Source organism: Pseudoalteromonas sp. 19-MNA-CIBAN-0066, from assembly GCF_040308705.1.
Lineage (GTDB): Bacteria > Pseudomonadota > Gammaproteobacteria > Enterobacterales > Alteromonadaceae > Pseudoalteromonas > Pseudoalteromonas nigrifaciens.
The window spans coordinates 12710-38531 of sequence record NZ_JBEONZ010000018.1 but is presented as its reverse complement, the minus strand read 5'-3'; the positions used below and the strand labels follow the sequence as shown (position 1 = coordinate 38531).

Here is a 25822-nt window from a genome sequence, read left to right as displayed (position 1 = left end):
TATTATGGTTTAAAAGCTGCGTAATAAATAAAAGCGCTCTAGGCGCTTTTATTTATTATGTTTAGAGTCATTTGATAAGTGCTGACTCAACTTATCAATGAGTTGATCTTGGTGTTGCAGATCAACGGCTTTTATAGTCTTTGCTTCTAGCAATTCGTGGCTTAAATTTAAGGCTGCCATAAGTAGGGCATTTTGCTCATTTTTAACAGTAGAGCGTTGTTTCATTTGCTCAACCAAATCATTGAGATTTTTAGCTGCCGCTTTAAGTGCCTCTTCTTGCCCAGGTGGGCAAGCAAATTGCTGCTCTTTACCAAGCAATTCAACAGTGACTCGCTGGTTTTGCAGCTCAGACATTAGCTAGCCTGTTGTGCGCTTTGTAACTTATCAAGCAGGCCAGATAAAGTAGTGCTGGCATCTTTTTGCTTTTCTTCGTTTTCAAGGGCTTCTAATTGCAAAAGCTCGTTGTCGTCAGCGAGTTTACTATTTTGTTCTTTTAAATTAGAAACATCAGCTTGTAATTGATTATTACGCTGAATTAATTGGTCGATCAGTTGTTCGAGTTGTTGAAGAGTGTTGTTATTCATAAAGGCGCTCATATAACTGTAATTAAGGTAATGCAAATGTAAAGCAAAGTTTGTTTATTTACCAGCATTTACGCTGGTTTTAGCTGATTTTTATTCTCTGTTAAGGGATAATTCAGTGTATTGGCTTTTTCATTCAGAAATGGTTCATTTTAATGGCCGCTTATCAGGGGATAGGTTGTCAAAGTACAGTGCTTATGGTTCACTGTTTTTATTAAATAGCGTATGGCGAAAATAAATAATGCTTAGTTACAGACACTCATTTCATGCCGGAAACCCTGCCGATGTACTTAAACATTTAGTGTTAGCACAAGTGTTAGGTTACCAAACTTTAAAAGATAAGCCACTGGATTATATAGACACTCATTCGGGTGCGGGCTTTTTCGAATTAGCAGCGGCCGATGCACAAAAAACACAAGAGTATCAAGACGGCATTGAAAAACTGTGGCAACACACTAGTAAACACTCAGCTTTAAACGACTACATTGCACTGATCAAATCGTTTAACCAAACAGCCGATTTAGAGTTTTATCCGGGTTCGCCAAAAATTGCGGAACACTTTTTACGCCGCCAAGATAAAGGCTGGTTTTTTGAGCTGCACCCACGTGATTTGTTATTACTAGAGGAGAACATGCAAGGGAAGCGTTCGATTCGAGTACGTGGCGAAAATGGTTTTGCTGGTTTGGTTGGCTTATTACCCCCTGCATCGCGCAGAGCCTGCGTGTTAATAGACCCACCTTATGAAGTCAAAGACGATTACGACACTGTTATTACTACGTTGATGCAAGCGTATCAGCGCTTTGCTACCGGCACATACATGATTTGGTATCCTGTTGTTGACCGCAGCCGCATTGAAAACATGGAGCAAGACCTAATTGACTCTGGCATGCGTAATATTCAATTATTTGAGCTAGCTACCAAAGCCGATACCGACGTGCATGGCATGACTGCCTCGGGGATGATAGTAATTAATCCACCGTGGAAATTAAAACAGGTTATGGATGAGGTGTTGCCAGAGCTGGTGAGTATATTGAGTGAATCAAGTGGTTTTTATCGCAGCGAGCAGTTAGTCGCAGAGTAACCCACATAGCAAAATGCCCAGTTAAACTGGGCATTTTAATTATTACTGCAGTTATTTTAGTTAAAGTAAACGGCTTTAAAGGTAGCTAGTTGCTCACCTTTTTCATCTTTTAAGCTCAACGATTCGCCATTAACTTGCCACTGCGCAGCTTTACTTAGCATGCTAGACATTGCAGCTTCTTGATCCATGTTTTCATGACACATTTTTTGCGTTGCCGCTATGTGATCAAAAGTCACCGTTTGCTCATTAACTTCATAACCACCGTTAAAGTTATTGCAGCCTAAAAATCCATGCACTTTGCCATCATTACTAAATTGAATGAAAGGTTCTTTTGTTGTAACCGTAACATTATCGCCAGCTAAAGTGATTGCTTTCCAATATGTATTTGCTAAATCAACATCTGGTTTTTGATCTACTTTTGTAACCACAATTTTGTACGGGCTGGTTTGTGCATCTGCTGCGAATGGGTTGTTATTGCTTGTGCTGGTGTAGAGTAGCTCACCATTATTTTCAATACGTGCACTAACGCTGTAGCTAAGTGCTTTATTAATTTTGTTAGTGTCGTAGGCAAGCTCTACTGTATAAGGAGGACCACCATTTAAATCAATAACCTGCTGGCTAATAACGGTTGCTTTAATATCCATTTTAGATACATCGGCAAGTGTTACTGTTAGCTGTGAATTAGGCGCCAACATGCTGCGATCAAGGTAACTAACTTCAGTTGTTAGCGTTGCTGTTGACTCTGCCTGTGTTGCCTGTGCAGTGTTCTTAGCATCATCACATCCAGATAATACCAATGCGCCACTGGCTAAGAAGCTGATCCCTGCTACCGATTTTAAAATTGAACTTGGCTTACGTTTAAACATCGTTGTTCCTTTAATACTAAATTAGATGATTTTAAATGATGATAGTGCTTAGTTACTTAATCAAGGCTTAATTGAGGAGTAAAAGTTTGGCTTCGTGATTGTTACAACGCGTAAAAAAGGGCGCTTATGCGCCCTAAATAAATATTTTTACTTTTTAACAAACTTGGTCAGAATTACAATACGTTGACCATCAACACGCCCTTCTATATGTTCAGGATTGCTGGTTAAGCCAATATTACGTACCGCAGTACCGCGCTTAGCGGTTAGGCTGCTGCCTTTTACATCTAAATCTTTAATTAGCGTTACGGTATCACCGGCTTTAAGTACTACGCCATTGCTATCAAGATGTTTTAAGTCGTCATCTTCAGCAAGTACTTGTTGAGCCCATGTTAGAGCATCTTCTTCTAGATAAATCATATCTAGGGCGTCTTGTGCCCAGCCATTGTCGGCAGCTAAGCGGCTCAACATACGATAAGCCACTACCTGAACTGCAGGAGTTTGGCTCCACATGCTGTCGTTTAAACAATGCCAATGGGTAGGGGTTAGCTCAGCGGTGTCTTCAATTTGATCTTTACATACTTGGCAAGTGTAAATGCATTTATCTGAGTGGGCTTCTTTAACTGGCGGAACTTCGTACACAGATAAAGTATCTGTTGCTGCACATAATTCACATTGGTTATTACTACGTTCTACTAAGGCTTGTTCAATGCTCATATAGGAGGCTCTTATGCTGTTTTTACAAAAATATTATGTGGTTATTATACCTCCATCTGGGCTCTTTGTGTACATTTGCACTAAGGATTAGCGCATATCCATATAAAAAGTATGGTTATATCTTGTTTGTAACTGCAAATTACAATAATTAAATACAGCAAACTCGGTTTAGCATTGAGCAAGACGCAGCGTTTAAGTTTGCGTATGATAAGCGCATGATGGTTTATTTTTTTGATATGTTATGCGCTTACTTCTCCCTATAGTTAGTATTTTAATTGCTTTAGTTTTATTGGTTCCCGGTGTTACCCAGCCTGTATTATCCCTAGAGGGGAAAATAGATAAGTCTAAATTAGCGCAAACAGGCATTGAGATGATTGCCGATGAAGGCGACCGCAACACTCGAAACATGCTGATGATGGCATCAAGCATGTTTGGGTTAGATAAGCTTGAAGGTGAGATAAGTGCTTATCAAAAAACACGCAGCATTTGGGGAACGGTTAACGAACTGGCTCATAATAAAAATTATTTAGTGGCGGTGTTGGTGGCTTTTTTCTCAATTGTAATACCGACTATTAAGTTACTAATGCAATTAGTCTTTTGCTTATTGCCAGCGAGTAAGTTTAAGCTAAATCTGGGAGTAACTATTTGCGCTTTGAGTAAATGGAGTATGGTAGATGTGTTTGTTATTGCACTTATTGTTACTTACCTTGCAGGCAATGCCGAGGGTGAAACCGGTGGGCTAATTAAAATGCACGCCGAACTGGGGAATGGCTTTTGGTATTTTACCGGTTATTGCTTATTTGCCATTGCCGCGAGTAGTTTTATTAAAACCGATGCAAAAAATATATAAAGGTTTGTATTAACTATTCAGTTATCATAAACTTCGCTAGAACCTAGAACCTAGAACCTAGAACCTAGAACCTAGAACCTAGAACCTAGAACCTAGAACCTAGAACCTAGAACCTCAATAAGGCAACTTTTTGCAACGCATTTACTCTAGTTTACTGATCATCGCTATGTTACTCACGCTTGTGGGTCAGGCTGTTGCGTCTGTTGCTATGCTATGTGAAATGCCGCACATGAGCCAAACACAGCATGCTGCAACTAATGTTGCAACTGAAAAAGTACATCAGCAAATGTCAGTCAGTATGATGAATATGGACTGTTGCGATGATGCAGCAACCGAGCAAGAATGTAATTGCCCAATTAATGCTTGTTCAGCGTACTCAATGTTGAGTGTTGATGGTTTATTTAGCACCCCACTGATTATTTCTGAAAAAATACAGCTCTATCCCTCACAAAACCAACACCATTTAGTCAGCTCGCTATACCGCCCCCCTATGTCTGCTTAATTGCAGGATAGGTGTACCTAAAATTAGGTCAAGTCGTTTAATTCACCTTTTCTGCCTCTAAATTAATCTTTTAATTTTAGTGGAGTAAGTGATGAATCACTTTGCAGTATTTAAAGTCAGTTTTTTAGCGCTAATGCTAGGAACTGCAATCTCAGCACACAGCAATGAACTTAGCCTAGATGAGGCGCTTTCGTATGCGCTAAACCATGAGCCTTGGCTAAAGGCAAGCCAGTACCAACAAGCCTCAGAGCAAGCACAAAGTATAGCCGCAGGTAGTTTGCCTGATCCGGTATTAACTTTGGGTTTAATGGGCGTGCCAACCGATGGTTTTGCTTTAGATCAAGAAGGTATGACGCAGCTAAGTATTGGTGTAAGCCAAATGTTTAGTCGTGGCGACAGCCTAGCATTAAAACAGCAAGCCTTAGCACAATCTGCGCAGCAACATCCTTGGTTGCGAGCCGATCGCCTTGCACAAGTAAAAACAATTGTTATTGAATCATGGCTTAATGCGTACAGAGCTCAGCGCAGCATTGCGCTTATCGAACAAGATAAAGCCTTATTTTCTCAACTGATTGATATAACCGAATCAAGTTATGCCAGCTCGCTAGGCAAAACTCGTCAGCAAGATATTATTCGCGCTCAGTTAGAGCTCACTCGCCTAGAAGATAAATTAGTAATGCTAGCGCAGCAACTTGAAAGTGCTAAAAAACGGCTGTCGCAATGGTTGCCAATGAGCATGCTAACTCAACCAGTAAGTACTAAAAACACAGCTATTGAGCCGTTAATTAGTTTTACCACGCTGGAATTTGAGGCGCTAATGTCGTTACTTATGGCGCATCCCGCGATTGTTGCTATTGATCAAACAGTAACAGCTAAGCAAACAGAAATAGCGCTCGCAAAGCAAAGTTATAAGCCGCAGTTTGGAGTAAATATGGGCTATAGCCATCGAGGTGATACGCCTATGGGAGACTCACGAGCCGATTTACTCTCTGTTGGGGTAAGTATTGATTTGCCGTTATTTACTAGTAACCGCCAAGATCAGCAAGTTAACGCTGCAATAGCGACAGCTGAAGCAGTTAAAACTCAAAAGTTAATAGCGCTACAAAAGTTAAAAGGGATGTATTTCAAAGAGTTTAGCCAATTAATGCAGTTACAAAAACGCGATACGCTTTATCAAACTAAGTTATTACCGCAAATGGCAGAGCAAGCCCAAGCCACACTCAATGCATACACGCGGGACGACGGTGATTTTTCAGAAGTTATGCGTGCTCGTATTAGTGAGCTTAATGCCAAAATTGACGGCTTAAATATTCAAATAGACCAACAAATTATTATTGCTCGTCTAAATTATTATGCCAGTAGCCAAGACGCTGCTGTGATGCTTGAGCAATTAGGAGAGCAAAATCGTGAATACTAATTTAAAACTATTAATAGCTGCTGTAGTGGGTGGTGGAGTAACGGCATTAGTGTTATCGCTTATGCCCGCGAGCAATACTGATATTAAAGCAAGCACAGAAAAACAACCACTGTACTGGGTAGCACCCATGGATAGTAATTATCGACGTGATGAACCCGGGCTTTCGCCAATGGGCATGGATTTAGTGCCTGTTTACGATGAAGCACCAGGCAGTAGTAGCAATTTAGATGGCCCAGGTGCTGTGACTATTTCGCCAGCGGTGGTTAATAATCTCGGGGTAAGAATCGCCAAAGTACAGTACAAAGCGTTACAAAATGAAGTTAAAACGGTTGGCTATGTGCAATATAATCAAGATCAACTTATTCATATTCACCCTCGTGTAGAGGGTTGGTTAGAAACGCTTTATATCAAAGCAGCGGGTGACAGTGTTGAGCAAGGTGAGCCACTTTATACCTTGTACTCACCGCAATTAGTGAATGCCCAAGAAGAGTTTCTATTAGCGCTCAATCGTAAAAATCAGGTGCTTATTCGCGCAGCTAAAGCACGCTTAAAGTCACTTAATATATCGGATGATTTTGTAGAGCGGCTGCAAAAAAGTAAACAAGTAATGCAAAACATTACCTTTTATGCCATTCAAAGTGGCGTAGTTGAAGAGCTAAATGTGCGCGAAGGTTTTTATGTTAACCCCGGCACCACTATGATGAGTATTGGTAAGCTTGATGAGGTATGGGTTGAAGCGCAAGTGTTTGAGCGCCAAGCTGAGCTAATTAAGATTGGCCAGCCAGTAAGCATGACGCTTGATTATTTAAGTGGCCAAAGCTGGCAGGGTAAAGTGGATTATATTTACCCAACACTCGATGCTAAAAACCGGACCTTGCGAGTGCGCCTGCGCTTTAATAACGAAGGCCATAAACTTAAGCCTAATATGTTTGCCCAAGTAAATATTCATACTCAAGCCAATAAAGCGCAATTAGTAGTCCCTAAAGAAGCGGTGATCCGCACCGGTAACCAAAACCGTGTAGTGGTTGCCTTGGGCGAGGGGCGTTTTAAATCTGTGGCTGTAGAAATGGGCAGAAGTGACAGTAAAAACACCGCAATATTATCAGGAATAATGGCAGATGATGACGTGGTGGTTTCGGCGCAATTTTTATTAGATTCAGAATCAAGTAAAAGCTCAGACTTTAAACGTATGCAAGCCCCTCAAGCTGTTAGCTCTGTATGGAGCGAGGGCATTGTTAATAGCATTATGGCGGAACATCGTATGGTTAATATTAGCCATGAGCCGATAGCTGAACTTGATTGGCCTAGTATGACAATGGACTTTACGGTTGCTGATGATGTTGACTTTACTGCTTTTGAAAATGGCCAAACATTACATTTTGAGCTGACTAAGCAAGCTGATGGCAGTTATGTATTAACGGCTATTCATATAATGAAAAGCACAGTAACAAATAGCGAAAAAAATACAGCAACTGTTTTGGGCACAATTAACAGTATTGATAAAGCACAGCGCATAGCAAATATTAGCCGTGGTGCAATAGAAAAATGGGGACGCGAACCTGCAAGGCTCGATTTTACCTTTGCAGATGATATAGATTTAACCGCACTTGCAGCGCAGCAACAAATAAACTTTACCTTTAGTTTGCAGCAAGGGGAGTTTGTGATTAGCCACATAAATGGCGAGCACTCTACAAGCGCATCAGGTAATCACACTATGCAATTGCATAACGCGCATTAGGAGGCAATATGATAGCTGCAATTATACGTTGGTCCGTTCTTAATCGCTTTTTTGTGTTGTTACTGACCGTTATTTTAATTGGCGGGGGCTTATTTGCTGTTAAAAATACCCCAGTTGATGCCTTGCCCGACTTATCAGATGTGCAAGTAATTATTAAAACCTCGTATCCGGGGCAAGCACCGCAAGTAGTGCAAGATCAGGTTACTTTTCCACTTACCACCGCAATGTTATCGGTGCCAGGAGCGCAAACAGTAAGGGGCTTTTCATTTTTTGGAGACTCTTACGTATATGTAATATTTGATGAAAAAACCGATTTGTACTGGGCACGTAGCCGAGTACAAGAATATTTAAGCCAAGTAGCGAGCCGCTTGCCAGCTACAGCCAGCGCAGAGCTTGGCCCCGATGCCACCGGTGTTGGTTGGATTTACTTATATGCACTGGTAGATAAAACTAATCAACACGATATTAGCCAATTACGCAGCTTACAAGATTGGTTTTTAAAATTTGAATTACAAACCGTACCTGGCGTATCTGAGGTTGCCTCAGTAGGGGGCATGGTAAAACAGTACCAAGTTACGGTTGACCCCGATAAGTTACGAGCTTATGGCATTCCACTGAGCTTAATTCAAACTGCCATTGCCCAAGGCAATCAAGAAATGGGCGCATCGGTAGTCGAAATGGCCGAGGCTGAATACATGGTTACTAGCACCGGCTATATTAAAAGTGTCGCCGATTTAGAAGCGATTCCTTTAGGTGTAAATACTAATGCCACACCACTGCAATTGCGTGATGTGGCCGATATTCGTCTAGGGCCGCAAATGCGCCGTGGTATTGCCGAACTTAATGGCGAAGGCGAAGTGGCTGGTGGCGTAGTGGTAATGCGCTTCGGTGAAAATGCGCAAAAAACCATTGAGCTGGTAAAAGCAAAGCTCGAATCATTAAAAAAAGGGTTACCAGCGGGAGTTGAAATTGTACCCGTGTACGACCGCTCCAACTTGATTAAAGATGCAGTTGATAACTTAAGCAGTAAATTACTCGAAGAGTTGGTTGTGGTTGCTTTGGTTTGCATTGTATTTTTGTTTCATGTGCGCTCATCTTTAGTAGCGATTATTACTCTACCGCTGGGTATTTTAACAGCATTTTTAATTATGTATTGGCAAGGTATTAATGCCAATATTATGTCGCTTGGCGGTATTGCCATTGCAATTGGCGCTATGACCGATGGCGCTATAGTGATGATTGAAAATATGCACAAACATATGGAAAAAACCCCACTAACCGATGAGAACCGCTGGCAAGTGGTGATTGATTCGGCCAGTGAAGTCGGCCCCGCATTATTTTTTAGCTTAATGATAATTACGGTAAGTTTTATGCCGGTATTTATTTTAGAGGCGCAAGAAGGGCGTATGTTTGCCCCGCTGGCGTACACTAAAACCTATGCTATGGCTGCCTCTGCTGGGCTTGCAATTACTTTAGTACCGGTACTTATGGGATACTTTATTCGCGGCAAAGTAATTTCAGAGCAAAAAAATCCGGTTAACCGTATGCTGGTAAATGCTTATAAACCATTACTTAACGCAGTACTTAAGTTTCCTAAAGCAACTTTGGCCTTAGCTACGTTGATTGCAGTGATTGGCTTTTATCCTGTAAATAAAATGGGGAGTGAGTTTATTCCCCCCCTTGATGAGGGCGATTTAATGTATATGCCAACTACTTATCCAGGTATTTCGATTGGTAAAGCGCGGGAGTTGTTACAGCAAACCGATAAATTAATTGCCACTGTGCCAGAGGTACTAACTGTATTTGGTAAAGTAGGGCGAGCAGAAACCGCCACAGATCCAGCGCCGCTTACCATGATAGAAACCTTTATTCAGCTCAAGCCTAAAGATCAATGGCGCGAAGGTATGACCCTAGATAAACTCAAAAAAGAGCTAGATAGTTTAGTGAAGTTTCCTGGGGTAACTAACGCATGGGTTATGCCAATAAAAACCCGTATTGATATGTTAGCAACCGGCATTAAAACCCCGGTGGGGATTAAAGTTGCTGGCCCTAAATTGAGTGAAATTCAAAAAATAGGTCAACAAATTGAAAGCATTTTAAAAGATGTACCGGGTACGGCATCCGTTTATTCTGAGCGAGTTGCTGGTGGGCGTTATATTAAGGTAGATATAAACCGTGAAAAAGCGGCGCGCTATAGTTTAAATATTGCCGATATACAGCAAGTTGTAGCTACTGCTATTGGCGGCACAAATGTCACCCAAACCGTAGAAGGGCAAGAGCGCTATCCGGTAAATTTACGATACCCGCAAGGTTACCGCGATTCACCTGAGGAGCTAATGTTACTTCCTATTGTAACTCCAGCCGGGCAGCGTATAGCTTTAGCCGATGTTGCTAAGGTATTAATTGAAGATGGCCCAGCCGGAATAAAAAGTGAAAATGCCCGCTTAAATGGTTGGAGCTTTATTGATATAGAAAATATTGATATTGGTACATATGTAGAAAACGCCCAGCAAATTTTGCATGAGCAATTGATACTACCAGCAGGATATTCAATTACCTGGGCTGGGCAATATGAATATATGCAGCGTGCTAAAGATAAGCTTGCTTACGTATTACCACTAACGTTAGCCATTATTGTAGTGCTGCTGTATCTGAACTTTAGAAGCTTTGCGGAGGTATTGATTATTATCGTTACTTTACCGTTGGCGATGATTGGCGGAATATGGCTAATGTACCTAGAAGGCTTTAACTTTTCGGTGGCTGTTGGGGTGGGCTTTATTGCACTTGCAGGGGTGGCCGTAGAAATTGGGGTGATCATGCTGGTGTATTTAAATCAGGCCTACCAAGAAAAAATTACCCAAGCACAACAAACTGGTGTGCCGCTTAATTATGAGCAGCTTAAGCAAGCAATAACAGAGGGCGCAGGGCTAAGAGTACGCCCCGTAATGATGACAGTAGCTACTATAGTGATAGGTTTATTACCGGTACTTTATGGCACTGGCACGGGCAGTGAAATAATGAGCCGCATAGCAGCGCCTATGGTAGGGGGTATGTTTAGTGCGGTTGTTTTAACCTTATTAGTAATACCGGCAACGTATTTATTGTGGCGCAAACGCGACCTATAATATTTACATTGGTTATGTAACTTATACTGAAAAACAGTATTAAGTTACATAGCCTGCAACTTTGCTATTGATATTGCTCACTTTTTTATATGGCACGATTTACGCATTACTATGTTTACTCAGCTTAAGTAAGGAATGCAGATGCAAGTTAAAACAATTCAACAAATGTATGACTGGACTATTTTGTTTCATACACAAATGGCGGCCAACTTTTTTAGTGTGCGGGAACTATTAGGTGAGCATAATACTCAATTAGTTGATTACTGTACTAAATACGAAAAAAAACTCGCTGAAGATTTAATTGGCTTTAAAGCAATCACCACCATAAATACGTTAGATACCTACTGCTATGAGTATTTTGCAGAAAATCCAGAGCTACTGAATTTTACTGATTTAGATCGAAGTACCCAATTAGATGAGCAAGCTATTCAGGGCTATTTGTCTGATCAGCATCAAAAAGTAATAAATGCTTATGAGTACTTAGAGGGAAAAACACAAACTGCAGACGGTAAAGAAAAACTCGGACAAATACTGCAGCTTGAGTACCAAGGATTAAAACAAATGGTACAAAGCATAAACCGACATATAGATATGTAACCTGATCTCCGGATAATAAACTTATCTTAAGCAGCTATTTTCAGCGCTAACTGCGTTGAATTTTCTTGCAATAGGCCAGCTATTGACGCGTAAATTCGCCTTATTTTCACTGAAAATTTCTAGCTAGAGAAAATAAAATTAAATATAACTATGATTCAATACGTTAGTAAATCTCTTAACCAGAGTTCAGGTTATGTAAATTTATATACAGTTAAAACTAATAAAAATAACGGCGCTACACTATGGTGTGTAGCGCCGTTATTTTGTTAAACCTTTTCTACATCAACAATTAAGTCGCTTGTTATCGACTCTAATGCATTAATTACTTCTTCTTTATTCAACCCATTAGGTAGTGTTACTGTAGCAACAGCACTAAAAATAGGCACGCCCCAATTAGGTGCGCTTTGTTGCCTTGAGTTTAAGTGAGTAATATTGGCTCCTTTATGACGAATTACACTTGCAAGCTCTTGCACAATACCCGGGCGATCGTTACCGGTAATAACAAAGTTAAGTTGCTCACGTGTGGCGGGTTCTATTTCTGTATTGCCTGTTTCAATACGTACATCAAGTTTAGGCAGAGCATTGAGCGCATTTTGCAGTGCCTGAAAATGCTCTTCGCTAACTTCAATCTGAATAATACCTGCAAAGTGACCGAGCAAATGGCTCAAGTTGCTGCTTAGCCAGTTGCCATGATTTTCTAAAATAACGGATGAAATGCTCTCTACTAAACCAGGACGATCTTGTCCTAAAATGGTTATAACCAACTGCTTCATAAATAGTTCTCTTCTTTAAAGCCCAAATAAGGTAATGCATAGGCATTAAGTGTTGTTTAACTCTATTCAGAGTTCAGGTTAAATATTATGATTTAGTTGCTAAAGTTAGACCTTTAATCCTACAGTGCAGCCCTTGCAACAAACCATAATTATTAACTAAATGCTTCCTGAGTATTGACCTCGATAAATACTTTGTCCAATAAATATAATATTTAGTTCATCAATACTGCATAAACACGGCTGCTATTCGATCTTAAAGATATTTAAATTACACGGTAAATAATTATTACCGCTGTAACATTACTGTCACTTTGATGAAATATAATCACTGCAACGTTAAGATTAAAGGATGTTTTGATGACTTCCAATCCGAATAAGCCGACTTTTAATACGGATCGAAGCCGTCTATTTAAAGACCGACTTGCCCAGTTTGGCATAACCGTAGGTGGAGTAATGGTATTAATAGCGCTGCTATTAATTTTTTTCTACCTTCTTTATATAGTACAGCCAATTTTTGAATCAGCTAAAGTTGAAAAGCGCGACAGTTTTAATCTTACAAACGCAGAGCAAATAGTGGGAGTAGGCGTTGAGGAACAAACTGAAGTTGCTTATTTATTAAGCCAGCAAGGGAGTGTTGACTTTTATAGTGTTGAAAAAGCTAACTTTGGTAAAAAGCTAAAAACGCTAGAGGTAACCCTGCCTAGCGATGTGAGTAGCTTTGCTACCAGTGCACCGTTTCAGGGACAATATGCATATGGTTTAGAAAATGGCAGTGTAAAAATTGTTATTCCTAAATTTATGGTGACGTTTCCAAATAACGAACGTAAATTAACTCCGCGTTTAGATTATCCGCTAGGCGAACTTGCTTTAGAGGTAGACGAGCAAGGTGCTGCTATAAAGCGTTTTGCATTTAGCCACTTTGAAGACAAAACAGCCGTTGTTGCGCTAACAGCCGACAAGCGCGTTTTATTTAGTAGCTTTGTTGCTGAAGAAAACATGTTTAGCGGTGAAGTTGAATGGCTTGTGGAACGCACCGAGCTAGATGTTGCTGGGCGAGTAGATGAGTTACTTATGTCGCCAGATACTACCCGAGTATTTGTGCGCTCAGCTAATCAAATTTATGTTTACGATACGCGCGACCCAAGCGAAGTAGAGCAAATTCAATTACTGTCTGCCAATGAAGAAAATGCCAATATTGTTGCGGCGCAATTACTTGCGGGTGCTAACTCTCTTATGTTGGCAAACGATAATGGAAAGGTATCGCAGTGGTTTGAAATAAATACCGACAGCGGCCGTGAATATCAAAAAATTCGTTCATTTGAAACAACAAAGCAAAGTAAGTTAAACGTATTTACTGAGTTTTACCGCCGTACCTTTTTTACTACCAGTAGTAATGGTGAGTTAGGTGTTTATTACACCACAAGCCAAGCAAAATTGTGGCAAGGCAAAGTAAGCGAAGGAGCAATTAAAAGCTTTGCTATAGCACCGCGTGCAAATGCAGCGCTAATTGTTGCCGACAACAAACTAACCGTATTAGAAATTCATAACGAACACCCAGAAGTTACTTGGTCTGCACTTTGGCAAGAAGTGTGGTACGAAGGTTACCCAGAGCCTGGTTATATTTGGCAATCAACCTCAGCCAGTGACGACTTTGAGTCTAAGTTTTCGTTAGTGCCTATTTCGTTTGGTACCTTAAAGGCGGCATTTTACGCCATGCTATTTGCCGTACCTATCGCGATTTCTGCTGCTATTTATACCGCTTACTTTATGTCGAGTGAACTGCGTAAAGTGGTTAAGCCAACGGTAGAAATAATGGAAGCACTTCCTACCGTTATTTTGGGCTTTTTAGCGGGCCTATGGTTAGCGCCTTTAATAGAGCAGCACTTACCAGCCATAGTCGGCTTACTGGTGTTATTACCTTTAGGTATTTTGGCCACTGCGCTTGGTTGGACTAAATTACCAGCCAGTATTCGCCATAAAATTCCTGAAGGATCGCATGCCATTATACTTATACCGGTAGTGTTATTTATTGGTTGGTTTTCGTTTGCGATGAGCGAAACTGTTGAGCTGTGGATGTTTGATGGTAACGTGCGCCAATATTTAACTAACGAGCTTGGCATGACCTTCGATCAGCGTAATGCCTTGGTAGTGGGTATTGCGATGGGCTTTGCTGTAATTCCTACTATATTTTCGATTGCGGAAGACGCGGTATTTAGCGTGCCTAAGCATTTGTCTAATGGCTCACTGGCACTGGGTGCAACACAGTGGCAAACACTGATACGCGTGGTATTACTTACCGCCAGCCCTGGAATATTTTCTGCGGTAATGATGGGCCTTGGCCGCGCAGTAGGCGAAACCATGATAGTGCTTATGGCAACCGGTAATACCCCGATTATGGATTGGAGTGTGTTTCAGGGAATGCGTACGCTTGCGGCAAATATTGCGGTTGAAATGCCAGAGTCGGAAGTGGGTAGTTCGCATTACAGAATATTGTTTTTAGCAGCATTTGTATTATTTATATTTACCTTTGTTTTTAACACCATTGCTGAGTTTGTTCGTCAGCAACTGCGTGAAAAATACAGCTCAATGTAAGTGGAGAACACGACATGGTAAAGCAGTGGTTTAGGTCTGGTTCTCCTTGGATTTGGATGACCGGTGGTGCGGTGAGCATCAGCTTAATTTCAGTAATTGGTTTATTAGCTATGATAGCGTGGAAAGGGTTAAGCTTTTTCTGGCCTTCTGAAGTAGTGCAATTTGAGCTGGAAGGCTCAATTGCAAAACAAACTATTATTGGTGAAATTTACGATCGAGAATTAGTACCCAAAGCGCGTTTAGCGGCAACCGGTGTTGATGTTTCGGCATATGATAGGGAAGAATTTGAGCGGTTATTAATTAAAACCGGTAACCGTGAATATGTAGATTTAGATTTTCGTTGGATATTAAACACCGACATAAAAAACCAATCAACGCCTACCACTCTTGCCGTGTTTGAGCGTAGCAAAAATGGTAATTTTTATGGCTACGTAGAAGGCGTAATTGAAGACGGACAACCTGTTACCGGCGATAAGGTAGCCTATTTACATAAGCTGGTTGAACGGGCAGTTGATTTAAACGACGAAGCACTTGATTTACAAAACGGTGATATTGGTCATATTAACTATGAACTGGAACGTCTAAGGCTAAAAGAAAAATCCTACTTACTTGATAATGAACTAACAGACGAACGTGTTGCTGAGCTTGCAGAGGCGCGTGCAGAACTACGTGCCGAGTATGCGGTGCTCGAAAAGCAACTGTTTGCACTGCGTAAACAAGCACAGCGCGACCAAGTTATGGTTAAAGATATGCGCGGCGAAATAGTCACCATTCCATTGTATCAAGTATTAGATGTGTGGTTTCCAAATGACATGAGCTTTTTAACCAAACTGGGCCATTACTTTATCCAATTAGGTAAGTTTGTATCAGACGACCCTCGCGAAGCAAATACCGAAGGTGGCGTATTTCCGGCCATATTTGGTACCGTGTTTATGGTTATGCTAATGGCTGTTATTGTGACGCCATTTGGGGTGGTTGCTGCAATTTACTTGCATGAATACGCGGCTAAAAATGCGGTAACTAAGATGATCCGTATTGCGGTAATTAACCTAGCCGGTGTACCTTCTATTGTATATGGTGTATTTGGCTTAGGCTTTTTTGTTTATATGCTAGGTGGCAGCCTTGACCAATTATTTTATCCTGAGTCATCACCTACTCCGGTATTTGGTACACCAGGTGTTATGTGGTCGGCTTTAACACTGGCAATACTTACCTTGCCTGTGGTTATTGTTTCCACTGAAGAGGGACTATCGCGTATTCCAAGTACAGTACGCCACGGATCATTAGCGCTTGGTGCCACACAAGCAGAAACCTTATGGCGTATTGTTATACCTATGGCAAGCCCAGCAATTATGACAGGTTTAATACTGGCTGTTGCGCGTGCAGCAGGTGAAGTAGCGCCATTAATGCTGGTGGGTGTAGTAAAAATGGCACCTACGTTACCGCTTGATGGTAACTTTCCATACTTTCACTTAGACAGAAAGTTTATGCACTTAGGTTTTCATATTTACGATGTTGGCTTTCAAAGCCCGAATGTTGAAGCGGCGCGACCGCTGGTATATGCAACGGCATTTTTATTAGTGTCGGTAATTATTACCCTCAACATAACCGCTATTGGTATACGTAATCATTTACGTGAAAAATTCAGATCGCTTGAGCTTTAATAAGATTTAATAGGTAACAAACATGATTTCAGTCGCTCCAAAAGTAAATCAAGCCAATACCAGCTTGAAGTTAGACTTAGACAATTTAACCACAGAGCAAACAGCGTTAGAGATTAAAGATCTCGATCTTTACTACGGCGATAAACAAGCGCTGAGTAAAGTAAATATGAATATTCCAAAGGGCCAGGTAACAGCCTTTATTGGCCCGTCGGGGTGTGGTAAATCAACCTTATTACGGTGTATTAACCGCATGAACGACTTAGTTGATATTTGCCGCATAGAAGGTGAAATACTGCTACATGGACAAAACATTTACGATAAAAGCGTTGATGTAGCGGCGCTGCGTCGTAACGTAGGCATGGTATTTCAGCGACCTAACCCTTTTCCTAAATCAATTTATGAAAATGTGGTTTACGGTTTGCGCTTACAAGGTATTAAAGACAAACGTAAATTAGATGAAGTAGTTGAGCAATCATTGCGTGGTGCAGCGCTGTGGGATGAAGTAAAAGACAGGCTACACGACAGCGCTTTTGGGTTGTCGGGGGGACAGCAGCAACGTTTAGTTATTGCGCGCTCAATTGCTATTTCGCCAGAAGTATTACTGCTTGATGAACCTACCTCGGCACTAGACCCTATTTCTACTTTAGTAATAGAGGAGCTAATTAACGATTTAAAGAGTAAGTTTACTGTGGTAATTGTTACCCATAACATGCAACAGGCCGCCCGGGTTTCTGACCAAACGGCGTTTATGTACATGGGGGAGCTAATTGAATACTCAGACACCAATACCTTATTTACAACGCCTAATAAGAAAAAAACAGAAGACTATATAACCGGTCGTTACGGCTAATTCAGCCGATATTATGTGTACAATATTGATAGGATAATAACGATGGAACATAACATTAATAAGCATATTTCTGGCCGTTTTAATCAAGAATTAGAAAACGTACGCAACCTTGTGCTTAGTATGGGCGGGCTGGTTGAGCAACAGCTTAACAGTGCGTTAGATGCAGTGAGCCAAAATGATGCTATGCTTGCGCAAAAAGTGCGAGAGAATGATTATAAAGTTAATGCAATGGAAGTAAGTATTGACGAAGAATGTACGCGAATTATTGCCAGGCGTCAGCCTGCTGCAAGCGATTTGCGTTTAGTGGTGGCTATTGCAAAAACCATTGCTGATTTAGAGCGTATAGGCGATGAAGCAAAGCGAATTGCTAAAGTTGCATTAGATTCATTTACTAAAGACCAACAGGCTTTATTAGTAAATATTGAAAATATGGGACGCCAAGTATCAAAAATGTTGCACGATGTACTTGATGCATTTGCACGTATGGACGTACAACGTGCATTTGAAGTACACAAAGAGGATGCTAAAGTTGACAGGGAGTACGAAGCCATTATTCGTCAAATTATGACCTATATGATGGAAGACCCGCGCTCAATCCCGAAAATTATGGATTTAGTGTGGTCAGTTCGTTCATTAGAACGCATTGGTGATCGGTGTCAAAATATTGCTGAATATATTATTTATTTTGTTAATGGAAAAGATATTCGTCATACATCTCAAGAAGATATAGAAAAGTCTTTATAATTTTTTTAATTAGTCCTTTTTATTACAACGACGAATTATAATTTTTTTTTAGTTTGCTGGCGGTTGAGCAATAAAAAGCGTTCACAATCGAGCTTAATACTGTAAAATTCATGCCGCACAGCATACTAAATTGATTTAAGGGTCAGTTATGCAAACTAACGCGTTTCTAGGAGTATTTGCAAAATCTCCTATCAAACCAATGGAAGAACATATTCGAAAGGTTCATCAAGCTAGTAAAGCTTTGATTCCTTTTTTTAATCACGTATTTAAAGAAGAATGGCAACAAGCTGAAGAGCTACGTTTAACCATTCGTAATTTAGAACGTGAAGCCGATGACATGAAAAGAAATATACGTTTACAACTACCGCGTGGATTATTTATGCCGGTAGAGCGTACAGATCTGCTCGAATTAGTAACCCAGCAAGATAAAATTGCCAATAAAGCAAAAGACATTGCAGGGCGTGTAATTGGTCGTGAGATGATCATACCAAAAGTAATTCAAATCGACTTTTTAGCTTATTTAACACGTTGTGTTGATGCTACTAAACAAGCATCTAATGCGATAAATGAGTTAGAAGAGTTATTAGAAACAGGTTTTAAAGGTCGCGAAGTGGCCTTAGTTGAAAAAATGCTCGTTGAATTGGATGCCATAGAACAAGACACGGATGAAATGCAAATTAAAATACGCCGCCAACTACGCGCAGTAGAAGGTGAGTTAAACCCGGTTGATGTGATGTTTTTATATAAGATCATTGAATGGGTTGGCGAGCTTGCAGATATTGCAGAGCGCGTAGGATCACGTCTTGAGCTGATGTTAGCTCGTTAATTTAAAATCAGTTCAAAAACGATAGATTAAGGTTACACAATGGATATCATTGCATCTTACGGCACGGTATTAATTTTAATTGCCGCAGCAGTTGGCTTTTTTATGGCTTATGGTATTGGCGCAAATGATGTTGCCAATGCAATGGGCACATCAGTAGGCTCTAAAGCGCTAACGATTAAACAAGCGATTTTTATCGCGATGATCTTTGAGTTTGCAGGTGCTTACTTGGCCGGCGGCGAAGTTACATCGACAATTCGTAATGGCATTATTGATTCAACGCCATTTATGGATATTCCTGAATTAATGATATTAGGTATGATTTCTGCGCTTTTTGCAGCAGGCGCCTGGCTATTAATGGCATCATTCTTAGGATGGCCAGTATCAACTACTCACTCTATTATTGGCGCTATTATAGGTTTTGCTTTAGTTGCAGTAGGCAGTGAAGCGATTCATTGGAACAAGGTTGCAGGAATTGTTGGTAGTTGGATAGTAACGCCTGCTATATCGGGTTTTATTGCCTACTTAATATTTATGAGCGCACAAAAGCTTATTTTTGATACGGCTACTCCGCTTAAAAATGCTAAACGTTTCGTGCCAATTTATATGGGCTTAGCTGGCTTTATTATGTCACTTGTGACAATTAAAAAAGGCTTAAAACATATTGGTATTAACTTAGGCACAGTGGAAGGTATTAGTCTATCTATTGCGATTGCAGTAGTAGTAGGCTTTATTGGTAAAATTGCAATTTCACGTTTAAAAATCGACCCTCAGGCCGATAAAAAAATGCAATTTAATAACGTTGAAAAAGTTTTTGCAGTACTTATGGTCTTAACGGCTTGTTGTATGGCATTTGCTCATGGTTCTAACGACGTTGCTAATGCTATTGGTCCTCTTGCGGCTGTGGTAAGTATTGTTGAAAACAACGGTGAAATTGCAAAACAAGCGGCTATTGCTTGGTGGATATTACCACTAGGTGGTTTTGGTATTGTGGCCGGTTTAGCTATTTTAGGTAAAAAAGTAATTAAAACGATTGGCGAAGGGATCACACATTTAACCCCTAGCCGTGGTTTTGCTGCCGAATTAGCTGCTGCTTCAACAGTTGTAATTGCATCTGGCACAGGCTTACCAATTTCAACTACGCAAACCTTAGTGGGTGCGGTGTTGGGTGTAGGTATGGCACGCGGTATTGCCGCACTGAACATGGGTGTTATTAGAAACATTGTAGTTTCTTGGGTAATTACATTGCCAGTGGGCGCAGGCCTTGCTATTGTTATTTTCTATGTACTAAGAACCGCATTTGGGGTTTAATAAAAAAGTACTTAAAGACTTTTAGCTTGAAAAGATCTCAATGCCCTAGGTGTTGGGGTCTTTTTATCGATTACTTAGCGAGAAAACCCTGTGATCTTTAGTCGCTGGGATGAATCGCTAGCCTTGCTCTCGAATATATTTTCTGATTTTGTTGATAATTCGACAATAGAGTTTTAACGAATTTCCCTAGGTGTCCTACCAATAACTGTTTTCTGTATTTCACAACCAATATTAAATGTAATTCTATTAAATATTGACAATACGATTTTTTGTCATATTGCATCTTGACAACCTGAGCTTATACAGTAGTCTATACAGTGTATGAAAAAGACGCTTAGATACAACTACAGGCTAAATCCAACGCCAGAGCAAGAAGTTAAACTCTTTGAGTTTGGCGCGACTTCGCGAGGCATTTGGAATATGTTGTTATCTGAAAACATGCGGCGATATGAGTATGATAAAACGTTTTTGTTTTACAAAGACATGGCCTCGGTTCTTAAAGAGCTAAAGCCTTTTGAAGAGTTTAATTGGATAAAAGCGTTTGATTCTGCTGCGGCTCAGCAAGTTGCTCGCGACTTGGAAACCGCGTTGAAAAATGCATTCTCTAAAGGTCGTTTGCAACGCTTTCCAAAGCATAAAATCACTTACAAAAAGAAAAAACTTCACAATGACTCGTTTCGGGCGGTTAACAACTCCAACTGTATTCGCATTGAAAATGGTGCTATTAGTGTCCCTAAAATCGGCAGAGTTCCGATTATTTTACATCGCAAATTAGCGAGTAAAATCAAGACCGTGACTGTTCAGTATCGTCACGGAAAATGGGAATGTAGTATAACTCAAGAAGTGGAATGCAAGGCCGCGCTTCGCGTGTTAAAAACAATTACAGGCTTTGATATTAACTCAAAGCAGACGGTTGTTGGCTCAAACGGTTATGTTGCCGATAATCCAAAGTTTTTAAAGCAATCAAAAGAGAAGCTGAATCAATTGCAACGCCAGCTTGCACGCCGTAAAAAAGGTTCTAATCGCTGGCACAAAACAAAACAACGCATCAATAAATTACATGGTAAAATCTCAAGGCAAAGGCTCGACTTTGCGCATAAAATTTCACGACAGATAACCAATGAAAATGATATTTTAATTTTTGAAAATTTAAATGTAAAAGCAATGCAGAAATTTAATGGCAGTATGGTGGCCGACAACGTAATGGGGCTCATCACTCAGCTTTCAAAGTATAAAACTGAGCTTGAAGGTAAGATCTATCATGAAATTGGCAGATTTGAAAAATCCACAGGGATTTGCAGTGAATGCGGCCAGCATCATGTTTTGACACTGAAAGATAGAAATTTCACTTGTTTGGCTTGCAGGACATATCAAGGTCGCGACTTATCTGCGGCAAAAAGTATAGCTAAAACAGGTGAATTAGATTTAATTGCGGCTGGAATTGTCGCAAGGGTTAACCCCATATCTCAGCAGAAATCAGCTATTAAAACGAAAGTCTTCGAGCTATCGAAGTTTGCTGTTGGATCTGAGAAAAAAGTAGCAGCCTAGCCCAAAAGCTAGATTGTAGAAGCCCAGTGATCTTTAGTCGCTGAGTAGTTCACTTGTGGAAAGAAAAAATGACTAATCTTCCGAGTATAAAACAGCTGCAGTATTTACTTGCAGTACATCAATATCAACATTTTGGCCGCGCTGCTAGTGCGTGCTTTATTGGCCAATCAACATTAAGTACAGCCATTCAAAACTTAGAAGAAACACTAGGCTGCCAACTTATTGAACGTGAAAACCGCAGTTTAATGTTTACCACCATTGGTGATGAAGTAGTTGAACGTTCGCGCAAAATTATTCACGACACAATCAGTTTAAAAGAGCTCACTAAAAGCTTTTTAACGCCGCTGAGTGGTAAGTTAACCGTAGGGGTTATTCCTACTATTGCGAGCTTTATTGCCGCGCCTTTGTATCACTTTTGTAAGCAAGAATTTTGCGATTTAGAACTGGTATTAGTAGAAGATACTAGCGATAAGTTACTCGATAAATTAGAGCATGGTCAGATAGATTTAGCCTTATTAGCACTGCCGTATCAAACCGATAAGTTTCATACTCAGGTGTTAGCTAGAGATCATTTTAGTTTGGTACATCACAAAGATTACACGCCAGCAAAGAACGTGCAAGACTTTAACTTATTACCCGACGCCAGCGTGTTCTTACTAGAACGTGAGCACTGTATGACCGGGCACGCGCTTAGTGCATGTCATTTAAACCGTGTCAGCTGTATAAACCCGTTTGAAGCAGCCAGCTTGCATACTTTATTGAGCATGGTGGAGTATCAGTTGGGGGTGACCTTTTTACCGCAAATGGCGATTAATGCCGGCATTTTAGATAATAAAAATATGCTAGCAACTCCATCGGCGAATGAGGCATACCGTGAAATTGGTATTTTGTGGCGTAAAACAACCGGACGAATTCGCGACTTTAAATTGTTCAGCCAGCAATTAGAGGTGTTTTTAAAACACCAATGTAGTTTAGACTTTGCTAAAGAGACAGCAACAAGCAGCTAAGATAGCTGCTTGTTTTCATGGTTATGGCTTTCATATGGTTCTAGTTTAGGTAAAAAAAGTAAATAAACCCAAACAACCAGATTAAAGTAAGGCACTAGCCCTAATACAGTAAATACCCGAACAGGATAACCTTTAATGTGTGCATATCGGTAACACTGAAACGCAATTGCAAAATGCATAAGTAGTAATAAAACAACTAGCTGTGTCATATTTACCTCCTTAAACTCTAATAACATCCAACATCCAACATCCAACATCCAACATCCAACATCCAACATCCAACAAATTGTCGTCTTATTTGGGCTGATTTATAATGTCATGTTTTTTTGCGCTTATCGTATTAATTGCGCGACATTTGCTGATTTGTAAGTAAAGTATAGCCGAGAAAGATAATTATGATAGTAGTAAAGAGCTTAATTTTGTTTACAGCTGTTTATTTTTTGCTAGGTAGTTGTTGGTAAAACGTTTTATTTTTTAAAATCTTTTCAAGTTCACTTTTAACACCTTTAATAGGCATAGGGCGAGCTATAAAATAGCCTTGGCCGTAGTCAACGCCAATTTCTTTTAATGCAAAAAATACTTCTTCGGTTTCTACATACTCAGCCACAGAGCGCTTATCGAGTGAATGACTAATGTCGTTAATGGCCTTTACTAGTGCTAAATCAATAGGGTCGTTGAGCATATCGCAAACAAACGAGCCATCAATTTTTACATGCTGTGCTGGCAGTTGTTTCAAGTAGTTAAAAGTACTGAAGCCGGTGCCAAAATCGTCAATGGAAAAGTGGCAGCCTAAAATATTGAGTTTTTCAATCATTTTACGCGTAGCTGCTAAGTTGTTAATGCTGGCAGATTCGGTAATTTCAAAAATTATTTGTGTTGGTAAAACCTGATACTTTGCTAAATTTGACTCTATTAATGGCACTAAACGCTCATCTAAAAATGACTGCGCAGAGAGATTTATAGCTACTTGGTTAAGTTCTGGGTAGAGGGCAACATTAGCAATTGTGTTACGAATAACGCATTGATCCATTAAAAAAGTATCGTTTAGCATTTCTAATGAAGGAATAAATTGATTAGGAAAAACTAGTTCATCATTTATTTTTAAGCGCAGCAGCACCTCAAAGTAAGCAACTTCATTGCGCCTAAAATCCCAAATTGGTTGGTAATGCAGTTCAATGCTGTCTTGTTGTAGCGCTTGGCGAATACCATGACCCCACTCTAAACCCGTTTGTAGCGTATTGTTATGGGCATCTTGTTTTGCATAGCAATGTACTAAATTACGACCTAAATTTTTAGCGATATACAGGGCAATATCAGCTTGTTTTAAACATTCGCTTGGGTCGCAATTCTTTTTGGTAATTTGAGTTAAACCAATTGAGCAACTGATTGAGTATATTTGCTCCTCAGATTTAAATTGATTTTGTTCAATCGCGTTACATATACCTTCGGCAATTAAATGCGCGTCAAGCAAGTTAGTATGTTTGAGGATCACTGCAAATTCGTCGCCGCCAACTCTACACACTAAATGCTCGGTACTTATGTTTGTTATAAATAATTGCGCTACTTCTTTTAAAACAATATCGCCTTGTTGATGGCCTTTACTGTCGTTAATTATTTTAAAGTGATCTAAATCGATATAAATAAGCGCGTGTTCAATATCAGAATGCGTGTGCTGAGGTTGGCAAATACGATTCAGCTGTTGGTCAAAGTAATAGCGATTATGCAGGCCAGTAAGCGTATCGTGAAGTGCTAAATGGCGCAGCTGCAGTTCCGCTTGTTTTCGTTCATGAATATTGTCGATTGTGGCGGTAATAGTGGCGTTATTATGGCTGTTTTGTATGAGCTGCAGCCGACATTCAACCCAAATTTGGCTGCCATTTTTATGTTGTAGCCTTATTTCAACTTGTTGTTTGTACTCACCACCACAAAGAATGTCGTCTATTGTTGCTTGTAGTTTTACTTGGCATTCAGCAATACAAAAATTAGTTAATTGCTGTTGTAGTGTCGATTTAACACCAAAGCCACTCAATGCTTCCCACGCTGGGTTGATAAAGCGAATAAGCCCTTGCTGATCAAGTTCTAGAACGACAGTATTTAAATGCAATAAAATACGTTGATGCGCAGAAAATAAATCTCGGTATCGCACTTCGCTTATGCTCAGTTGCTCTACTTTGTTAGCAAATTCAGCGTAGCTCACCATAAAGTCTTCGCGACGCGCTGCATGGTCGCATACTTTATTTAAAAATGGCGGATCGTATGGGGCACGTATAAAGTCGGTTACGCCCGAAAGTAAAAGCTGCTCCGCATAATCTGCATCATCACTATCTATAATAGTTACAATTGCTTGCATAGGATTATGTTGTAAAATTTCAGATACTAGCACGCTCGACTCTTCTGCTCTTGCAGCGGTTGCATCAAGTAAAACAATTGCAAATTGTTGCTGGTTATAAGCATTAAGCGCGGCTTGGCTCGAGGTAACATGGGTGATCGAAAAATTGAGCAGTAACGGCTTGCTGATTTCATTGGCTTTAGTGTTAGTCGGCTCTAACAGTAAGAGGTTTAAACGACTGCTTTTTTCTAAATGGTTAGCGAGCACACTTGCCAGCACTTGCGGCAGCATGTCTTGGCGCTCAAAAGGTAATACTGCATCAATACCGTAGCTGCGGGCAGTAGTTTCAGCTATTCGTTCACAATAAATAGGGGGAATAAGTAAGATTGGGGTATTTTTAGGGGTATTTAATAAGCCCGAGCGGATCATTCTTGAGAAGCGCCAGCCATCAATTTTACCTACATCAAGGCCAGTAATAATTATATTAACGGCTTGTTTTTTTAATATTTTTAAAGCTTGTTGGCTATCAGATACTTCTATAAATTCAAAAACATTTAATTTCTCTAAAGTGGCTCGAATAGTGCCACGCTCAGCACTGCTGGCGTTTAATATTAGCAATTTAAGCTGATTTACCACGTTTAGAGTACCCCTAAAAAATCACGATTATTCAAAAGAGTAAGAGTAATGATATTTACCGCTTAGGACAAGCG

23 protein-coding genes are annotated in these 25822 nt (G+C 40.2%); 15 read left to right on the top strand and 8 right to left on the bottom strand.

From position 1 onward, the window contains the following. Nucleotides 1-48: 48 nt before the first annotated feature. Both AAEZ18_RS11515 and AAEZ18_RS11510 read right to left on the bottom strand, forming a co-directional pair. On the bottom strand, nucleotides 49-354 hold the full coding sequence (locus tag AAEZ18_RS11515) for a cell division protein ZapA (protein WP_011327008.1): 306 nt from the start codon (nucleotides 352-354) through the stop codon (nucleotides 49-51). After that, nucleotides 354-584, bottom strand: coding sequence for a cell division protein ZapB (locus AAEZ18_RS11510; RefSeq protein ID WP_011327009.1), 231 nt, complete (start codon nucleotides 582-584; stop codon nucleotides 354-356). Before AAEZ18_RS11510 ends, AAEZ18_RS11515 begins: the two co-directional genes overlap by 1 nt. Before the next feature lie 238 nt (nucleotides 585-822). Here AAEZ18_RS11510 and AAEZ18_RS11505 point away from each other — a divergent pair, with 238 nt between their 5' ends. Then, nucleotides 823-1662: a 23S rRNA (adenine(2030)-N(6))-methyltransferase RlmJ gene (locus tag AAEZ18_RS11505; RefSeq protein ID WP_350594782.1), complete on the top strand. Its 840-nt coding sequence runs from the start codon at nucleotides 823-825 to the stop codon at nucleotides 1660-1662. Nucleotides 1663-1718: 56 nt separating this feature from the next. Here the strand turns inward: AAEZ18_RS11505 and AAEZ18_RS11500 are convergent, their stop codons facing one another. Continuing rightward, nucleotides 1719-2528 carry an META domain-containing protein gene (locus AAEZ18_RS11500; RefSeq protein WP_011327012.1) on the bottom strand — a complete coding sequence of 270 codons (810 nt, stop codon included), beginning with the start codon at nucleotides 2526-2528 and terminating at the stop codon, nucleotides 1719-1721. A gap of 147 nt (nucleotides 2529-2675) precedes the next feature. Further along, a complete protein-coding gene (locus AAEZ18_RS11495; protein WP_086994814.1) occupies nucleotides 2676-3242 on the bottom strand; it encodes a PhnA domain-containing protein in 567 nt (188 codons plus the stop codon). Nucleotides 3243-3483: 241 nt separating this feature from the next. On the opposite strand from AAEZ18_RS11495, the gene AAEZ18_RS11490 reads away from it, so the two are divergent. From AAEZ18_RS11490 to AAEZ18_RS11465, 6 genes are all read left to right on the top strand, one after another. Continuing rightward, nucleotides 3484-4092, top strand: a complete 609-nt coding sequence (locus tag AAEZ18_RS11490) for a paraquat-inducible protein A (RefSeq protein ID WP_193038837.1) — start codon at nucleotides 3484-3486, stop codon at nucleotides 4090-4092. Nucleotides 4093-4222: 130 nt separating this feature from the next. Then, nucleotides 4223-4594, top strand: a complete 372-nt coding sequence (locus tag AAEZ18_RS11485; protein ID WP_011327015.1) for a hypothetical protein — start codon at nucleotides 4223-4225, stop codon at nucleotides 4592-4594. Nucleotides 4595-4685: 91 nt separating this feature from the next. Then, a complete protein-coding gene (locus AAEZ18_RS11480) occupies nucleotides 4686-6011 on the top strand; it encodes a TolC family protein (protein ID WP_011327016.1) in 1326 nt (441 codons plus the stop codon). Next, nucleotides 6001-7749: an efflux RND transporter periplasmic adaptor subunit gene (locus AAEZ18_RS11475; protein WP_350594786.1), complete on the top strand. Its 1749-nt coding sequence runs from the start codon at nucleotides 6001-6003 to the stop codon at nucleotides 7747-7749. Before AAEZ18_RS11480 ends, AAEZ18_RS11475 begins: the two co-directional genes overlap by 11 nt. An 8-nt stretch (nucleotides 7750-7757) precedes the next feature. After that, a complete protein-coding gene (locus AAEZ18_RS11470; protein WP_350594788.1) occupies nucleotides 7758-10874 on the top strand; it encodes an efflux RND transporter permease subunit in 3117 nt (1038 codons plus the stop codon). 141 nt (nucleotides 10875-11015) lie between these two features. Then, nucleotides 11016-11471, top strand: coding sequence for a hypothetical protein (locus AAEZ18_RS11465; protein ID WP_011327019.1), 456 nt, complete (start codon nucleotides 11016-11018; stop codon nucleotides 11469-11471). A gap of 266 nt (nucleotides 11472-11737) precedes the next feature. Here AAEZ18_RS11465 and AAEZ18_RS11460 read toward each other — a convergent pair whose 3' ends face one another. Beyond that, nucleotides 11738-12244, bottom strand: coding sequence for a glycine cleavage system transcriptional repressor (locus tag AAEZ18_RS11460; protein ID WP_011327021.1), 507 nt, complete (start codon nucleotides 12242-12244; stop codon nucleotides 11738-11740). Between the two features lie 357 nt (nucleotides 12245-12601). On the opposite strand from AAEZ18_RS11460, the gene AAEZ18_RS11455 reads away from it, so the two are divergent. From AAEZ18_RS11455 to AAEZ18_RS11430, 6 genes are all read left to right on the top strand, one after another. Beyond that, a complete protein-coding gene (locus AAEZ18_RS11455; protein WP_011327022.1) occupies nucleotides 12602-14836 on the top strand; it encodes an ABC transporter permease subunit in 2235 nt (744 codons plus the stop codon). A 14-nt stretch (nucleotides 14837-14850) separates the two neighbouring features. Then, on the top strand, nucleotides 14851-16500 hold the full coding sequence (gene pstA, locus AAEZ18_RS11450) for a phosphate ABC transporter permease PstA (protein WP_011327023.1): 1650 nt from the start codon (nucleotides 14851-14853) through the stop codon (nucleotides 16498-16500). A gap of 22 nt (nucleotides 16501-16522) precedes the next feature. Then, nucleotides 16523-17350, top strand: a complete 828-nt coding sequence (gene pstB / locus AAEZ18_RS11445; RefSeq protein ID WP_011327024.1) for a phosphate ABC transporter ATP-binding protein PstB — start codon at nucleotides 16523-16525, stop codon at nucleotides 17348-17350. Between the two features lie 42 nt (nucleotides 17351-17392). Further along, entirely contained in the window at nucleotides 17393-18094 is a 702-nt protein-coding gene (gene phoU, locus AAEZ18_RS11440) for a phosphate signaling complex protein PhoU (protein WP_011327025.1), read from the top strand. 148 nt (nucleotides 18095-18242) lie between these two features. After that, nucleotides 18243-18920 carry a TIGR00153 family protein gene (locus AAEZ18_RS11435; RefSeq protein ID WP_306287617.1) on the top strand — a complete coding sequence of 226 codons (678 nt, stop codon included), beginning with the start codon at nucleotides 18243-18245 and terminating at the stop codon, nucleotides 18918-18920. Nucleotides 18921-18959: 39 nt separating this feature from the next. Beyond that, complete coding sequence (locus tag AAEZ18_RS11430; protein ID WP_041454322.1) at nucleotides 18960-20228, top strand: inorganic phosphate transporter; 1269 nt, start codon at nucleotides 18960-18962, stop codon at nucleotides 20226-20228. A 97-nt stretch (nucleotides 20229-20325) separates the two neighbouring features. On the opposite strand, the gene AAEZ18_RS11425 is transcribed toward AAEZ18_RS11430, so the two are convergent. Beyond that, on the bottom strand, nucleotides 20326-20511 hold the full coding sequence (locus tag AAEZ18_RS11425; RefSeq protein ID WP_192532701.1) for a transposase: 186 nt from the start codon (nucleotides 20509-20511) through the stop codon (nucleotides 20326-20328). Between the two features lie 38 nt (nucleotides 20512-20549). On the opposite strand from AAEZ18_RS11425, the gene AAEZ18_RS11420 reads away from it, so the two are divergent. Together AAEZ18_RS11420 and AAEZ18_RS11415 are read left to right on the top strand one after the other, a co-directional pair. Next, a complete protein-coding gene (locus tag AAEZ18_RS11420) occupies nucleotides 20550-21776 on the top strand; it encodes an RNA-guided endonuclease InsQ/TnpB family protein (RefSeq protein ID WP_339686155.1) in 1227 nt (408 codons plus the stop codon). A 68-nt stretch (nucleotides 21777-21844) separates the two neighbouring features. Continuing rightward, nucleotides 21845-22783 (top strand): hydrogen peroxide-inducible genes activator, encoded by a 939-nt coding sequence (locus AAEZ18_RS11415; RefSeq protein ID WP_089367644.1) that lies wholly within the window; start codon nucleotides 21845-21847, stop codon nucleotides 22781-22783. On the opposite strand, the gene AAEZ18_RS11410 is transcribed toward AAEZ18_RS11415, so the two are convergent. Together AAEZ18_RS11410 and AAEZ18_RS11405 are read right to left on the bottom strand one after the other, a co-directional pair. Next, on the bottom strand, nucleotides 22780-22992 hold the full coding sequence (locus AAEZ18_RS11410; protein ID WP_011327029.1) for a hypothetical protein: 213 nt from the start codon (nucleotides 22990-22992) through the stop codon (nucleotides 22780-22782). The two genes, AAEZ18_RS11415 and AAEZ18_RS11410, sit on opposite strands and share 4 nt — an antisense overlap. A 224-nt stretch (nucleotides 22993-23216) precedes the next feature. Further along, nucleotides 23217-25748 carry a two-component system response regulator gene (locus AAEZ18_RS11405; protein ID WP_089367645.1) on the bottom strand — a complete coding sequence of 844 codons (2532 nt, stop codon included), beginning with the start codon at nucleotides 25746-25748 and terminating at the stop codon, nucleotides 23217-23219. Nucleotides 25749-25822: the final 74 nt, after the last annotated feature.